This is a genomic window from Variovorax sp. 10N412 (assembly GCF_056394985.1).
In genome coordinates, this window is sequence record NZ_JBFTIO010000004.1 from 156,785 (window position 1) to 170,125 (window position 13,341).

Consider the following 13,341-nt stretch of genomic DNA (forward strand, 5'->3'; position numbering starts at 1 on the left):
ATCCATCCAGACAACCGAAAGAATCTCATGAAACTCCGTCCTCTTGCACTCTCGCTGTGCCTCGCCCTCTCGACACTCGCCTCGATCCCTTCGACGGTCACGGCACAGCCGGCGCCTGTCGCAGCGTCCGCAAGTGCGACGCAGCGCTGGACCTTCGACGGTGCCATCCACAACAATTCGCTGGCGCTCAGCCCGGACGAGGGCACGGCCGTGGTGTCGTACAGCGAACGCCCGGACGTCGTCGTCTACGACCTGAAGACCGGCAAGGTGCGCAAGGTGCTGGATGGCTTCGTGACGCCACGCAACATCGTGTTCGCGCCGTCTGGCGAGTTCTTCTATGTTTCGGACAGCAGCCTGGGCACCGTGGCGAAGATCGCCACGTCCAGCCTGAAGACGGTCAGCAGCCTGCCGGCAGGCCCCGGTGCCTTCGGCACCGTGCTGAGCAAGGACGGCGCCACGATGTACGTGAACAACCAGGCCGCCAGCACCGTCACGCGTTTCGATCTCGCAAGCGGCGAACCGCGCGCCGTCATCACCGGCTTCGCGCAGCCGCGCCAGGGCGTGCGCCTGAGTCCCGACGGATCGGCGCTGTACGTCACCAACTTCATGGGCGACAAGATCACCATCGTGAACACGGCGACCAACAGGATCGACGGCGAGATCACCGGGTTCAACAAGCTGCGCGCGATCTCAGTCACCGCCGACGGCAAGACGCTCTTCGCTGCGAACAGCGGCAGCAACACCATCGCGGTCGTCGATCTGGACAAGCGCGCCATCGAGTCGACGATTCCCGTCGGAAAGGACCCGTATGGTGCGGCGCTGTCGCCCGACGGCAGGCGCGTCTACGCCGGCAACCTGGGCGACAACTCCCTGTCCGTCATCGATGTAGCGAGCAAGAGCGTGGTCGCCACCATCACCGGATTCAAGGAGCCGCGGCAAGCCATCGTCTTCACGCGCGACGGCAAGACGGCCTATGTTCTGAACGAAGACTTGGGAATCGCCAAAGTGGACTTGGCGAGCAACCGTGTGGAGGCGACGCTGGCTGCGCCTGCGGCAAAGATGCAGAAGGCCGCGCCGTGAAGAAGCGCTCGTGGACTACCTGAGATCGCCTGCAGCACAAGCAATCTTCGAGAAGTGGGGTTGGAAGACACCCTGAATAGCCACTGTATTTATCTAACAAACGAGACAAACCATGAGATCAGGTCGCGAAGCCACACCCACCGCGCAGCACGACGCCAAGCGCCCTCCATCCCGTCGGCGCTTCGTCCAGGGCGCCGGTCTTCTCGCGCTGGGTGCGTCGCCGCTCGCCGCGCTGGCGGCTGGTCGCGATACTGGCGAAGGCGTGACCTTTGCCGACGGACCGCGCCCCATGGTGACGTACCCGCAAAAACGGCCGCTGATTCGCGTTCACACCCGGCCGCCGCATCTGGAAACGCCGTTCTCAGTCTTCAACGAAGGGCCGATCACCGCCAACGACGCTTTCTTCGTGCGTTACCACCTGGCCAACATCCCGCTGGCGGTCGACCCTGCTACCTACCGGCTCACCGTCAAGGGAAAGGTCAACACGCCGCTGAACCTGTCGCTGGCCGATCTGAAGGCATTGGCAGAGCCTGTGGAAGTGGTGGCGGTCAATCAGTGTTCCGGCAACAGCCGCGGGTACTCGTCGCCGCGCGTCTTCGGCGCCCAGCTCGCCAATGGCGCGATGGGCAATGCCCGCTGGGTCGGCGTGCCGCTGCGCAAGGTGCTCGAGAAGGCGGGTGTGGCTGCGGGTGCCCGGCAGGTGACCTTCAACGGCCTCGACACGCCGGTGCTGCCCGCGACCTCGGACTTTCGCAAGGCGCTGGACATCGAACACGCGCTGCAGGACGAACCGATGCTCGCTTGGGGCATGAACGGCAAGGACCTTCCGTTCCTCAACGGCTACCCGGTCAAGCTCATCGTACCGGGCTACTTCGGCACCTACTGGGTCAAGCACCTCTCGGAAATCGAGGTCATCGACCATGTGTTCGACGGCCATGACGCGCTGTTCATGACGACCGCCTACCGCGTGCCCGACAACGACTGCCAGTGCGTGGCACCGGGTTCCGCAGCGGCGAAGACGCGGCCGATCTCGACGCTGCCCGTGCGCAGCTTCATCACCAGCGTCCAGGCCGGTGGCATCCTGCCTTCCGCTCGCTCGATCGAACTCAAGGGCATCGCCTTCGATGGCGGTGCCGGCATCAAGACGGTGGAAGTCTCCATCGACGGCGGCCAGAGCTGGAAGGCGGCGACGCTCGGCAAGGATCTGGGGCGCTTCTCGTTTCGGGAATGGCGGGCACCGGTGAGCTTCGCGAAGAAGGGCCGAGCCGTGCTCATGGTCCGCGCGACCAATCAGAAGGGCGAAGGCCAGCCTGCCACGGTGGACTGGAATCCGGCAGGTTACCGCCGCCATGTGGTCGAGTCCACGCCGGTCACCATCGCCTGAGGACACGCCATGAAAACCACCACTTTTTTGGCCCGCGCCGTTCTTGGCTGCTGCGTGTTGATCGCGTTCAACGCGTTGGCCGCGCCGCCCGACATCAAGCTGCAGCCCGACACGTCGAAGCTGCGCCCGTCGAAGCTGCCGGGCTACGCCATCGCGATGCAGAAATGCGCGATCTGCCATTCGGCGGACTACGTCAACTACCAGCCACCCGGCATGACGCAGACGCAGTGGACCGCCGAGATGGCCAAGATGCAGCACACCTACGGTGCGCCGATCAGTGATGACGAAGTCAAGCAGTTGGGTGCCTATTTGGCGGTCGCCTACGGGTCTGCGAAGGCCACAGACGCCAGTGTGATCGCCGCATCCACACCAGCGTCTGCGCCGCCCGCTCCGCCAACGTCACCGGGTGCTGCGGCCGCGCCACCAGCTGGTGGCGGGAGTGTCAACGTCCAAGCGCTTCTTGCGAGCAACGCGTGTCTGAGTTGCCATGGCCTGACCCAGAAGATCGTCGGTCCGGGCTATCACGACATCGCCGAAAAGTACAAGGCCGATCAGCAGGCGCAGTCGAAGCTGGAGGCCAGCATCCGTGGCGGCAGCGTCGGCAAGTGGGGCAGCGTGCCGATGCCGCCTTTCGCCGCACTGAAACCCGAAGAGGTGAAAGCGCTGGCTGCGTTCGTCTTGAAGCAGTAAGCACGCCCCCGATCGCCGGAGCGATGACTCCGGCAACGACTAAAAACCCCCCACGAGATTAAAAAAATGACCCCCACGAATCGCCGCTTTTTCATCTTGCAAGTTGCCGGCGCGGCAACTGCGCTGTCCGTCTCCGCCGCCCACGCACAGTCCGGTGGCCCGAAGCTGGCCGAGACCGATCCTCAGGCCGTGGCGCTCGGCTACAAGGAAGACACCACCAAGGTCGACGCCAAGAAATTCCCCAATCACGCGGCCAGCCAGAACTGCGCGAACTGTCAGCTGTTTCAAGGCAAGCCCAAGGAAGCGACGGGCGGCTGCCCGCTGTTCGCCGGCAAGCAGGTCGCTGCTGCGGGCTGGTGCAGCGCATGGAACAAGAAAGCGGCATGAGCAGCGGCTTCGTTCGTGCGGGGTTCCTCGGGTTGCTGGTCGCAGGGAGCACGTTGACGCAGGCGGCCGACATGCACGCGCACAGTATGAAAGCCGAGGGCGTCGTGCCTCCCAGCTTCATGGCCAGCACGGCCAAGCCCTTCGATGCGCTGATGGGCGATGCCATGGCCGTAATGGACCACGACATGCGCACCGCACCCATGAACGGCCAGCCCGCGCACGACTTCATGACCATGATGATTCCCCATCACCAGGGCGCCATCGACATGGCCAAGTCGATCCTGCTCAACACGCAAGACCCGGAAGTGCGCAACCTCGCGCAGGGAATCATCACCGAGCAGTCCAACGAGATCCGGCTGATGCAGGCCTGGCTCGCACGCCACGCATCACCCGCCAAGTAGTCGCTCCAGACACGTCGAAGAAGGACCTTTCATGAATTCACTCAAACCCCTTGTCCTTGCCACGGCGCTGGCCGTTGCATCTTTCGGTGCATCGGCCGCTTCCAATCCCGGCGACCGCGTCTACACCGCAGACCAGAACACCAACACGGTGTCGGTGATCGACCCGAACACCAACACATTGCTCGGCCAGATCAAGCTGGGGAACCAGCGCCCCGACGTGCTGTCGCCGATCTACAAGGGCGAGATCAACGTTCACGGCCTCGGTTTCTCGCCCGACCACCGCGCGCTGGTCGCCATTGCCAACGGCTCGAACTCGGTGACCTTCATCGACACGGCGACCAACAAGGTCAAGGGCGTGACTTACGTCGGCCGCTCGCCGCACGAGGCCTTCTTCACGCGCGACGGCAAGGAGGTCTGGGCCGTGGTGCGCGGAGAAAACTACGTCTCGGTGATCGACGCGAAGACCTTCAAGGAGAAACGCCGGATCGAGACCGCGCCGGGTCCCGGCATGGTGCTGTTCACGCCGGACGGTGGGCGCGCCTTCGTGGTGTCGAGCTTCACGCCCGAAGTGGCCGTGGTCGACACGCGCTCGTACAAGATCGTGAAGCGCATTCCGGTCGTGAGTCCGTTCTCGCCGTTCCTGCAGTTCACGCCGGACGGCAAGGAAGTCTGGATGGGCCACAAGGACGTCGGCAAGGTCACTCGCATCGACGTGAAGTCGATGGCGGTGACGAGCGTGATCGACACCGGCTTCATCACCAACCATCTCGGCTTCGCCAAAACCGCGCGCGGCACGCTGGCTTACGTCGCCGTGGGTGGCGAGAACGTCGTGAAGGTCTACTCGACCGATGGCGAGGCGAAGCTGCTCAACACCATCGCGACTGGCGCGCTGCCGCATGGCGTCTGGCCATCGGACGACGGCACGCGCATGTACGTCGGACTGGAGAACGGCGATGCGGTCCAGGTGATCGATACCGCCAGCGACAAAGTCATCGCGGCAGTGCCGATTGGACAGGCTCCGCAGGCGCTGGTCTACGTTTCGAACGCCGTGCCGTCGGGTGCCGGCACGGACAACCTGAAGCCGCTGGCGAACGCGGCGCCGGTCAACATTCCGCTCATGCCCGATTCCGGCGACGCCAAGGGCTTCGTGGTGGCACGCAATTTCGGCGTGGTCGATGCGCTGGAACTGTTCCTCTACAAACTCAAGCCGGAAACGGTCTACAGCATCTACGTGGGCGATCAGAAAGTGCCCGTCGCCAGCTTCAAGACCAATCCGATGGGAATGGCCGACGGCACGGCGATCGGCGAAATCCGCGAGGTCACTCGTCTGCAGTCGGAAGCCAATCCGAAGACCGCATCGATCGTGGTCATCGAAGGCGATGGGCCGATGGATGCAGCCAAGGTGGTTCTGCGCAGCCCGATGTGATCCAAGGCCCGCGCATCTTTCGTTACGTCGTGCGGCAAGACCGCGGCGGGTCGCCGAATCCTTTTCACGGCTGGTGCTCGCTCGCTGTGTGCAAGCCGCAGATTCGTCGCTCGGCACGTGTCGGCGACTGGATCGTCGGCCTGCGCAGCCGCCACAACGACCAGCTCGTCTACGCGATGCGCGTCGATGAGGTCATGGCGCTGGGCGACTACTGGGCGGACCCGCGCTTTGTCGCCAAGCGACCTGGCGGCGATGGCCCCCCGGACAACTTCTATCGGGCGATGGCGAACGGCTCGATAAAGCAGGTGGCCAACACGTTGCACGACGACAGCGAGGCCGCGCGAGACATTGCGGGCCTCAACGCCCTGGTGTCGTGGCATTTCTGGTACTTCGGCGACCAGAGCCCACCGCTGTCGACCGATCTGGTGCACCTGACGCATTCGGGCCAGGGACACTCGCTGCACCGGCGGCGTCGAGCGGATGACGTCGCCGTGCTGCAGCACTGGCTGGACCACTGGCCGATGGGCCGCAACGGAAATCCCGTCGATGCCTGGCCCATCGGGCGCCAAGACTACTTGTGCACTTCGAGCTGGCTGTAGACCGCCTCCGCGACCCGCAGCATTTCGGACTTGCTGTCGCCTGAAGAGATGGCGTAGCCGAATTCCTTGTCGACCCAGTAGAAGACATTCACCGGGCCATCCTGGCCGAACTTGAAGGCCGTCTCGCGTCCGGCGTCCTCGCGGGTGACGTACAGCGTCAGACGCTCGCCCTTTGCGCCGCCGAACATGAACTGCGCCACCGGCCCCTTGTCGCCCGGCAGCAGCCGCCCGCCGATGAGCTCGTAGCCCAGGGCGCGCAGGTCGGGTGGCTTCACTTCGGTGCCCATGCGCTTGGTCAGCCAGGTGACGAGTGCCTGCTCCTGGTCGGCGCCGACCTCCACCGGACGACGCACGTCCGGGCTGTAGACCACGTGGGCCACGGCTGCACGGTGAGCGAAACCATTGAGCGTGCCCACTCGCGCCGCCGCCAGCGTGGCACTGCGCTGCAGTTGCCCATCGTAGGCGCCACGGCCCCACCAAGCCGACCCGGTGCTGACGACCGCGATCGCCACGCCGGCTGCCAGGGAGCGCCACGGCCATTCCTGCCAGCCCGCCCCCGGCGCCGGCTTCAGCGGCAGGCGCAACGGCAAGGGCTCGGACAGGACCGGGTCGAGCAACTGCTTGAGCGCCAGATTCTGGGCACGCCAATCGTCCACGCGCTGGCGTTCGGCCGGGTGGGCATCCAGGAATTTATCGATTTCGACATGCCGCGAAGAGTCCAGAAGCTGGTCCGCGTAAGCATGCAGATCGGCTTCGGTCACCGGCTTGATGCCGTCGGTGGAAATGGGTTTGAGTGGGGGAGAGTCCATGTCACTTGATCCTGCGCAGGGGCGCGGCAACTTGGGCTGATGGCGCGCGGCCTTGCAGTTCCTGTCGCAGCTTGTCACGGCCGCGCGCCAGGCGGGACATCACCGTGCCGATGGGCACGCCGAGCGCGGTGGCGGCTTCTGCATAGCTCATTTCTTCGACTGCGATGAGCAGCAGCACCTCGCGTTGCTCCACGGGCAGCCGCTGCAGGACGCGGTCCAGGTCGCGGACCTCGATGCCGTCGGACTGGCTGGCTCGTTGTGGGATTTCGGGCAGGTCGTCGCCCGCGCTGTCCTCGGGTCGCCTGCCCTTGGCGCGTACACCGTCGATGAAGTGGTTGTGCATGATGCCGAACATCCAGGCGCGGATGTCGCCGCGTTTCTGCCAAAGCGAGAACCGACTCCAAGCCCGTTCCAGCGTGTCCTGCACCAGGTCGTCAGCTCGCTCGGTGTCTGCCACCAGCCCGCGCGCGTAACGGCGCAGGCTGGGAATGCAGGCGACGATCGAGGCTTCGTCCTGTGCGCGCATGGGATGAAGCGTCGTGCTCTCTTCCGTTCTGGTCGGTCAGGGCTTGATGACGTGCCAGACGTTCTTGAAGTTGTCGCCAGTCATGTCGCCGACCTTCATGTCGGACTTGTACAGGTACACCGGCTTGCCCTTGTAGGCCCACTGCTTGGTGCCGTCGTCGCGCACAACGATGGTCATGTCGCCTTCGGGCTTCGCGTCCGCTTCTGCCATCACCGGTGGCCACAGTCCGGCGCACGGGCCGTTGCAGGCACTCTTGCCGCTGCCCGCCGTGTCGTTGTCGAAGGTGTAGAGCGTCATGCCGCTGGTGTTGACCAGCATGCCGCCGGCTGTCTTGACAGGAGCGGCGGCCATAGCGGCGCCAGAGGCGAGCGCGGCGAGCGCAAGAATCAGGGTGGGCAGAAGGGAAGATTTCATGGGAAGTCCTGTGGAAGATGGAATTGGTCAGAGTTGACATCCAGACAGACGCTTGGCCGCCTGCGTTTATTCCGCTGTCTCAAAGAATTTTTGAGATGGGCGCCAGCGCAGATGGCTGCCAGATGCATTGCAGATGCAGTGTGCGACCAGCGCCTGACTCATAGGCACGCATTTCGCCGTTGGCGATCTCCAGGCACGAGACCGCTTGTTCACTGAGTTCTTCAAGCTGCATCACCAGCGCCCGCAGGCTGTTGCCATGACCGACGACAGCTACCGTTTGGGCCAACGCCAATGATGGTTCGATCAGTTCCTGCCAGAGCGCGGTCACCCGCAGAACGGTTTGCGCGAGTGATTCCGCCAAGGGCAGGGGTTCCAGCCCTGCGCAGGGTGGTTCCATCGATGGATCCGTCGCCACCCGACCGACATCGTCCTGAGTCCACGGCGGCGGTACCGCGCGGTACGACCTGCGCCAAGCTTGCACCTGATCGGCACCGTACCGCGCGATGGCTTCGGCCTTGGATGACCCCGTCAATGCACCATAGTGCCGCTCGTTCAACCGCCAGTCGGCTGTGCGTGGCGCCGATGGACTTCCCGCTGCGAGCAGCAAGCAGTCGACAGACCGTACGCAACGGACCAGCATCGAGGAGAAGACGCGGTCGACGACCAGACCTGACCGCCGAATCGCACGGCCGGCCTCCTGCATCTGACGCACACCCCGCGGCGTGAGGCCCACGTCGGCCCAGCCGGTGAAACGCTGTGCCAGGTTCCATTCGGACTCACCGTGTCGGATGAGCAGCAGTTGCACCTGCGATCGTGGCGCCGACACGTTCAATTGCCCTGCCTGTCGGCATGCGGATCCAGTGGCGTGGGTGTTCTCAGCCGGGCCATCGAACGTCGCAGATGCAGCGTCGATGCCCAAACGAGCGCGCAAGCAAGGTGCCTGTTCATGATCTTCTTTAGATTCGGGATTTTTGAAACATGATCTGAGTGTTACTTCAGTCGATCTGCGCGCAGGCGCTGTCGGTCGTCGGTGACGGCCCTCGCCGCCAGATAGACCGCGCCCGCCGACGCGAGACCGCCGGCGCCTGTGAGCAGGAAAAGCAGCAGGATCTGGTATTTCACGGCCTCGAGTGGATCCATGCCGGCCAGCAACTGCCCCGTCATGATGCCGGGCAGCGTGATGACACCCGCGGCCGACATCTGGTTGATGATCGGAATCATCCCGCGGCGGATCGCATGGCGGATCGGTGCGGCCAGCGCTTGGTGGATGCTGGCGCCGAGCGCCAGCTGCGCCTCGATCGCCGGGCGCCCGGTGCTGATGCCTTCGAAGAAGCTGTCGAGACCCAGGCTGGCCGAATTGAGCACACTGCCGAGCACGATGCCCATCAGCGGGATGGCGTAGCGCGGGTCGTACCAGGGCTGCGGGCGGATCGCCGTCATCAATGCGAGCAACACGGTGGCGATGCTCGAGAAGCCGACGACCACCGCCGCGATGCGGTGACTCCCGGCACCCTTGAGACGCCGAGTTGGACGCACTGCGACTTCGCGCGCGGCCGCCAGCAGCATGAGCGCGACGATCCCGAGAGTGGCCGCCGGCGACGCCGCCTGGAACACGAAGCGCAGCACCAGGCCGACCAGCAGGAGCTGGACGACCATGCGGGTAGCGGCCCAGAGCACCTGCCGATGCAACTGCAGGTGCAGGAGCACGGACGCCAGGGCGTTGATCAGCACCAGCAACGTGGCGAGCGCCACGTCCGTGGCGTGAAGATGGATGGTGCTCATGGCGCGTGCAGCTTGCCGTCGCGCATCTCGAAGTGGCGATGGCTCATCCGCACAGCCTGCTCACGCGAGTGCGTCACCATCACGATGCCGAGGCCGGAGCGGAGCTGTTGCAGAAGCAGGGATTCCATCGCCAGCGTGGAGGCGCCGTCGAGCGAGGCCGAAGGCTCGTCGAGCAGCAGCACGTCGGGCTCCCGCACCATCGAGCGGACGAGCGCCAGGCGTTGACGCTCGCCGGTCGAAAGGCGTGCGATGTCGGCGTCCAGCAGGTCCGGGCTCAGCCCGAGCGCCGCCATCAGTTCGGCGACCCGGCTCGACGCGGCAGACGGAAAGTGGGCTGCCGGCGTTGACGCCCACCAAGCGGGTTCGGCTGACTGGTAGATCACACGACCTCGCCACGCCGGCGCTGCAAACGTCTCCCGGCGTTTCCCGGCCAGGTTCACGCCGCCGGTGCCGGGGTCCATGTCGGCGATCAGGCGCAGCAGGACGCTCTTGCCCGATCCTGATCTGCCGAGCACGCAGACACATTCGCCGGCGTTCAAGGCCAGATCGAACGGACCGCCGAACGGCGACGCAAGACCGGAGATCGCCAGCAAGCAGTTGTCGACAGTCATTCGTAAACGGTCCTCGGCGAAGGTCAACGCTGCGGTCAATCGCCGGCATCAGTGGCATCACCGGCCAACGCGGGCGGCGTTGCTTTGCCGATCCGCCCGTAGACCATTGGCACCTGGATGTAGAACACCGTGACCGGCTCAAGCGCAATCGCTGCAAGCAGTCGTTCGGCGACCTCTTCCGTGGCCGATACGGTCACCGCCACAGGCTGCTGGGCCAGTTCGAAAAAGTGAGTGGAATGCATTTTTCCGGCGGATCCGAAACCCGTAGCCGCGCCCATCAAGCTTCCGCCCAACGCACCGTTGTCTTTGGCAAATTGCAAAAGCCAGTCTCCCATGGGGGTGTGGTCGTGTCGATGTTCCTGCTCGGCAAAGAACGTGATCTGGAAACCCTTCATGATGAACTCCTGGTGAGCGTGAACGAAAAAGAGAAACCGATGCCGTGACTGGCACTCTCATGAGCCACGTGCCGTTGATGGCGGCACTGGCGGTCGGCACGATTGGGCGCTGGTTGGCGACTCCGACTCGCCGTCGGTCATTGGAAGCTCGCAAGCGAAAAGAACGGCCCGCACCTTGCCCAACTCCTCCGCGTGCTCCTGCATGAAGGTCCGAAGCCGAGTTTCAGAGTCAAGCAACTCCAGACATTGCGGATGTCGCAAAGCATGGCCTTCAAGGTGGTGGTGCGTGAGCCGCTCCCCTGGCAGGTAGCCCGATCCGATGGGGTACAGCAAGGCTTGCTGAATGCCCGAGCGACGAGCAACCTCCAACAGATGCTGCGCCAGCGCGGGCGCGCCCAATCGGTGCCAGAAACGCGTGGCCTTGGCGCGGCTGTTGGCGGGAAAGTACAGACGCAAAACGGTCAGGTCGTACGTAGGAGTGGAGGCCTGAGTCGTCATTACTTCGTCTCCTGCAAAACGACGTCCTGCTTCTCCTGCTTCTGCTTGCGCCGGAACTGAGCGATGTCCGCCTGCCGAGGGTTTTTGGGCAAGGATTGGCGATGCTTGCCGGGGCGGACGCGCTGCGCGTGGCAGATGAACGCCCGTAGCTGCATTTCGGTGTCGATCAGCTCCAGGCACTGCGGATGCAGCATGTGGGAGCCGTCGATCTGGTGATGTGTCACGCGCTCTCGTTTGAGGTGGTCCGATGTGACGTGGTAGAGCAGCGCCGACTGCAGGTGCGCGCGCTTTGCCGAGACCAACAGTTGCTGCGCAAACCCTGGAACGCTCAGGTGATACCAGATACGGGTTGGGTTCGCATGGCTGCCGGCTGGGAAATACAGCTGCAGTGCCATCACCGTCGACGGATAGTTTTCAGCGCGACTCATGAGCGGTCATCTCTGGTTGCGGAGACGTGCTGGGTCTGCTGCTTTTTACGGAATTGCGGGACATCGGCGATACGCAGTTCCTCTGGGGGACCGCCATGGTGTTTGATGTGGCCGACGCGCTGCGAGTGGTAGATGCCGGTGTGGCCGGAGCAGAGGTAGCTGGTGATGCAGCCGATGGCTGCGAGCGGTCCGATCTGCGGCCCAAACAGTTCGATTGCCATGACGATGGTGGCCAGTGGCGTGTTGGCCGCGCCCGCGAACACGGCCACAAAGCCGATGCCGGCGAGCATGGCGAAGGGCAGCTGCAGCATGGGCGCCAGGACGTTGCCCAAGGTCGCGCCGATGTAGAACAGCGGCGTGACCTCGCCGCCCTTGAAGCCTGTGCCGAGCGAGGTGACGGTGAAGGCCAGCTTGCCAAAAAAATCCCACGGCGCCGAAGGTTCCTGGAAGGCGTTGACGATGCTAGGAATGCCCAGCCCGATGTAGCGATGCGCATCGAAGCCCGCTCTGCCGAGAGCCCAGAGGGCGAGCGCGATCACGATGCCGCCCAACATCGGGCGCAGCGGCGGATAAAAGATCCATCGCTTGACAAGCCCTCCGAGCTGGTGCGTCGCGGTCGCAAACACGAGGCCGACGAGACCGAAAATCACACCAGCGATCACGACGGCTCCGACGCTCCAAGGCGTAACCGCGACCACCTCTCCGATCGCGTAGTGCATGTGGTGCACGCCCCAGGCCATGCCGACCTGATCGGCCACGATGCCAGCGACCATGCAGGGAAATAGGGCGTCGTAGCGCATCCGGCCTATGGCCAGCACCTCGAGGCCGAAGAGTGCCCCCGCCAGCGGGGTCCCGAACACGGAGGCGAAGCCAGCGCTGATGCCCGCCATCAGCAGGATGCGGCGATCGGCAGGCTGCATTCGAAAGACGTGCGTGAGCTGGTCCGCCAGTGCGCCGCCCATCTGCACCGCCGTCCCCTCGCGACCCACGGACGCGCCGAAGAGATGTGACATGACGGTGCCGCCCAGGACGAGCGGGACCATGCGCAGCGGCACGACCTTCTTCGGGTCGTGGATCTCGTCGATCAGCAGGTTGTTGCCGGCCTCGACCTGCTTGCCGAGCTTGAAGTACACCCAGCCGACGGCGCCACCGGCGAGGGGCAACAGCCAGATGATCCAACGATGCGCTTCGCGCCAAGCCGTGGCGCGGTCGAGGGCGAAGAGGAAAAGTGCGGAAGCGCTGCCGGCCAGGAAGGCCACAACGGAGGCAATCACGAGCCACTTGCCGATGTACGGCAGCAGGTCGAATTGTTCAGGTCGTCTAAATCGGCTCATGCGGGTCAAGGAAACGAATCAATCGGCCTGACCAAGCAAAGAATCTGAGCGCGAACGCCTACAGCCCTGTAATGTGATCAGGTGTCTGTAGGCATCATTAGCCCCGGGCGATGCCAGGGCGGTTCACGGAAGGAATGCCATCTCCGTCGAAAAATTATAGCGAAATGGACTGGAAAAAGTAAAACGGCGCGGCATGCGGTTGAGGCTGCTTTCAGATCACAAGGCAAACATCAACTCGGCAAGTCATGAAGAGGTCGTACTTGCAACATACCCTGCCCGACATTTACATCACCTGGGGCAGCTGGTGCAGGGAGCATCGCACTCGCCGGCAGCAATGGCGACGTCAGGAACGTTGATGTGGGCGACGCCGCACAGTAGGGGTGTTCATCCGAAATAAGCCGTCAGCCGTCAGCAAACGGCAGCTACCCCGCCTAGAGCAGACACTGATCGGCCGACGGTCGCCGGCAGCAATCGCTGCAAAGCGGACATTCGAAGGGCTCGGTCGGCTGACTATCCAGCCGATCTTCCTGACGCGTACGGCCGCATCCAACCCCGCCTTCCTGCTGACGAAGCGCGA

General features: G+C 64.1%; 18 protein-coding genes and 1 riboswitch. Of the genes, 8 read left to right on the forward strand and 10 right to left on the reverse strand.

What is annotated here, in order from left to right; genetic code table 11:
• The first annotated feature begins 27 nt into the window (after window positions 1-27).
• The 8 genes from AC1DJH_RS12715 to AC1DJH_RS12750 all read left to right on the forward strand — a co-directional run bounded on the left by AC1DJH_RS12715 (window position 28) and on the right by AC1DJH_RS12750 (window position 5,967).
• The gene (locus AC1DJH_RS12715) at window positions 28-1,080 is read left to right on the forward strand and encodes a YncE family protein (protein ID WP_082448433.1); all 1,053 of its coding nucleotides are present in this window, start codon (window positions 28-30) and stop codon (window positions 1,078-1,080) included.
• A 10-nt stretch (window positions 1,081-1,090) separates the two neighbouring features.
• Window positions 1,091-1,156: a hypothetical protein gene (locus AC1DJH_RS12720; protein WP_457401411.1), complete on the forward strand. Its 66-nt coding sequence runs from the start codon at window positions 1,091-1,093 to the stop codon at window positions 1,154-1,156.
• Between the two features lie 36 nt (window positions 1,157-1,192).
• Complete coding sequence (sorA, locus tag AC1DJH_RS12725; RefSeq protein WP_055839820.1) at window positions 1,193-2,464, forward strand: SorA family sulfite dehydrogenase catalytic subunit; 1,272 nt, start codon at window positions 1,193-1,195, stop codon at window positions 2,462-2,464.
• A gap of 9 nt (window positions 2,465-2,473) precedes the next feature.
• On the forward strand, window positions 2,474-3,154 hold the full coding sequence (locus tag AC1DJH_RS12730) for a c-type cytochrome (RefSeq protein WP_055839823.1): 681 nt from the start codon (window positions 2,474-2,476) through the stop codon (window positions 3,152-3,154).
• Window positions 3,155-3,220: 66 nt separating this feature from the next.
• Window positions 3,221-3,541 (forward strand): high-potential iron-sulfur protein, encoded by a 321-nt coding sequence (locus AC1DJH_RS12735; RefSeq protein WP_055839826.1) that lies wholly within the window; start codon window positions 3,221-3,223, stop codon window positions 3,539-3,541.
• Window positions 3,520-3,942 (forward strand): DUF305 domain-containing protein, encoded by a 423-nt coding sequence (locus AC1DJH_RS12740; protein WP_082448434.1) that lies wholly within the window; start codon window positions 3,520-3,522, stop codon window positions 3,940-3,942. The genes AC1DJH_RS12735 and AC1DJH_RS12740 overlap by 22 nt, the downstream gene beginning before the upstream one ends.
• Before the next feature lie 31 nt (window positions 3,943-3,973).
• Window positions 3,974-5,368: a YncE family protein gene (locus AC1DJH_RS12745; RefSeq protein WP_055839832.1), complete on the forward strand. Its 1,395-nt coding sequence runs from the start codon at window positions 3,974-3,976 to the stop codon at window positions 5,366-5,368.
• Window positions 5,365-5,967 carry an Nmad2 family putative nucleotide modification protein gene (locus AC1DJH_RS12750; protein ID WP_156362734.1) on the forward strand — a complete coding sequence of 201 codons (603 nt, stop codon included), beginning with the start codon at window positions 5,365-5,367 and terminating at the stop codon, window positions 5,965-5,967. The genes AC1DJH_RS12745 and AC1DJH_RS12750 overlap by 4 nt, the downstream gene beginning before the upstream one ends.
• Here AC1DJH_RS12750 and AC1DJH_RS12755 read toward each other — a convergent pair.
• The 10 genes from AC1DJH_RS12755 to AC1DJH_RS12800 form a co-directional block, all read right to left on the reverse strand.
• Window positions 5,940-6,776: an anti-sigma factor family protein gene (locus AC1DJH_RS12755; RefSeq protein ID WP_055839838.1), complete on the reverse strand. Its 837-nt coding sequence runs from the start codon at window positions 6,774-6,776 to the stop codon at window positions 5,940-5,942. The two genes, AC1DJH_RS12750 and AC1DJH_RS12755, sit on opposite strands and share 28 nt — an antisense overlap.
• A 1-nt stretch (window position 6,777) precedes the next feature.
• Complete coding sequence (locus AC1DJH_RS12760) at window positions 6,778-7,302, reverse strand: RNA polymerase sigma factor (RefSeq protein ID WP_055839841.1); 525 nt, start codon at window positions 7,300-7,302, stop codon at window positions 6,778-6,780.
• Window positions 7,303-7,338: 36 nt separating this feature from the next.
• Entirely contained in the window at window positions 7,339-7,716 is a 378-nt protein-coding gene (locus AC1DJH_RS12765; protein ID WP_055839844.1) for a COG4315 family predicted lipoprotein, read from the reverse strand.
• 79 nt (window positions 7,717-7,795) lie between these two features.
• Window positions 7,796-8,521 carry a 2,3-bisphosphoglycerate-dependent phosphoglycerate mutase gene (locus AC1DJH_RS12770; protein WP_168389250.1) on the reverse strand — a complete coding sequence of 242 codons (726 nt, stop codon included), beginning with the start codon at window positions 8,519-8,521 and terminating at the stop codon, window positions 7,796-7,798.
• Window positions 8,522-8,706: 185 nt separating this feature from the next.
• Window positions 8,707-9,498, reverse strand: a complete 792-nt coding sequence (locus AC1DJH_RS12775; protein ID WP_055839847.1) for an ABC transporter permease — start codon at window positions 9,496-9,498, stop codon at window positions 8,707-8,709.
• A complete protein-coding gene (locus tag AC1DJH_RS12780) occupies window positions 9,495-10,109 on the reverse strand; it encodes an ABC transporter ATP-binding protein (RefSeq protein WP_055839850.1) in 615 nt (204 codons plus the stop codon). The genes AC1DJH_RS12775 and AC1DJH_RS12780 overlap by 4 nt, the downstream gene beginning before the upstream one ends.
• Window positions 10,110-10,144: 35 nt before the next feature.
• The gene (locus AC1DJH_RS12785; protein ID WP_055839853.1) at window positions 10,145-10,504 is read right to left on the reverse strand and encodes a DUF190 domain-containing protein; all 360 of its coding nucleotides are present in this window, start codon (window positions 10,502-10,504) and stop codon (window positions 10,145-10,147) included.
• A gap of 57 nt (window positions 10,505-10,561) precedes the next feature.
• Window positions 10,562-11,002, reverse strand: coding sequence for a hypothetical protein (locus AC1DJH_RS12790; RefSeq protein ID WP_478185937.1), 441 nt, complete (start codon window positions 11,000-11,002; stop codon window positions 10,562-10,564).
• The gene (locus AC1DJH_RS12795) at window positions 11,002-11,430 is read right to left on the reverse strand and encodes a hypothetical protein (RefSeq protein WP_201781861.1); all 429 of its coding nucleotides are present in this window, start codon (window positions 11,428-11,430) and stop codon (window positions 11,002-11,004) included. Before AC1DJH_RS12795 ends, AC1DJH_RS12790 begins: the two co-directional genes overlap by 1 nt.
• The gene (locus tag AC1DJH_RS12800; protein WP_055839859.1) at window positions 11,427-12,764 is read right to left on the reverse strand and encodes a voltage-gated chloride channel family protein; all 1,338 of its coding nucleotides are present in this window, start codon (window positions 12,762-12,764) and stop codon (window positions 11,427-11,429) included. Before AC1DJH_RS12800 ends, AC1DJH_RS12795 begins: the two co-directional genes overlap by 4 nt.
• 81 nt (window positions 12,765-12,845) lie before the next feature.
• A riboswitch (Fluoride riboswitch) is annotated at window positions 12,846-12,918 on the reverse strand.
• Window positions 12,919-13,341: the final 423 nt, after the last annotated feature.

What these genes read in the sequence shown, in the direction of transcription:
- AC1DJH_RS12790 (WP_478185937.1), bottom strand. Translation starts at nt 11,002, where the DNA reads ATGACGACTCAGGCCTCCACTCCTACGTACGACCTGACCGTTTTGCGT.
- sorA (WP_055839820.1), top strand. Translation starts at nt 1,193, where the DNA reads ATGAGATCAGGTCGCGAAGCCACACCCACCGCGCAGCACGACGCCAAG.
- AC1DJH_RS12785 (WP_055839853.1), bottom strand. Translation starts at nt 10,504, where the DNA reads ATGAAGGGTTTCCAGATCACGTTCTTTGCCGAGCAGGAACATCGACAC.
- AC1DJH_RS12740 (WP_082448434.1), top strand. Translation starts at nt 3,520, where the DNA reads ATGGAACAAGAAAGCGGCATGAGCAGCGGCTTCGTTCGTGCGGGGTTC.
- AC1DJH_RS12735 (WP_055839826.1), top strand. Translation starts at nt 3,221, where the DNA reads ATGACCCCCACGAATCGCCGCTTTTTCATCTTGCAAGTTGCCGGCGCG.
- AC1DJH_RS12780 (WP_055839850.1), bottom strand. Translation starts at nt 10,109, where the DNA reads ATGACTGTCGACAACTGCTTGCTGGCGATCTCCGGTCTTGCGTCGCCG.
- AC1DJH_RS12730 (WP_055839823.1), top strand. Translation starts at nt 2,474, where the DNA reads ATGAAAACCACCACTTTTTTGGCCCGCGCCGTTCTTGGCTGCTGCGTG.
- AC1DJH_RS12760 (WP_055839841.1), bottom strand. Translation starts at nt 7,302, where the DNA reads ATGCGCGCACAGGACGAAGCCTCGATCGTCGCCTGCATTCCCAGCCTG.
- AC1DJH_RS12795 (WP_201781861.1), bottom strand. Translation starts at nt 11,430, where the DNA reads ATGAGTCGCGCTGAAAACTATCCGTCGACGGTGATGGCACTGCAGCTG.
- AC1DJH_RS12775 (WP_055839847.1), bottom strand. Translation starts at nt 9,498, where the DNA reads ATGAGCACCATCCATCTTCACGCCACGGACGTGGCGCTCGCCACGTTG.
- AC1DJH_RS12765 (WP_055839844.1), bottom strand. Translation starts at nt 7,716, where the DNA reads ATGAAATCTTCCCTTCTGCCCACCCTGATTCTTGCGCTCGCCGCGCTC.
- AC1DJH_RS12715 (WP_082448433.1), top strand. Translation starts at nt 28, where the DNA reads ATGAAACTCCGTCCTCTTGCACTCTCGCTGTGCCTCGCCCTCTCGACA.
- AC1DJH_RS12745 (WP_055839832.1), top strand. Translation starts at nt 3,974, where the DNA reads ATGAATTCACTCAAACCCCTTGTCCTTGCCACGGCGCTGGCCGTTGCA.
- AC1DJH_RS12800 (WP_055839859.1), bottom strand. Translation starts at nt 12,764, where the DNA reads ATGAGCCGATTTAGACGACCTGAACAATTCGACCTGCTGCCGTACATC.
- AC1DJH_RS12755 (WP_055839838.1), bottom strand. Translation starts at nt 6,776, where the DNA reads ATGGACTCTCCCCCACTCAAACCCATTTCCACCGACGGCATCAAGCCG.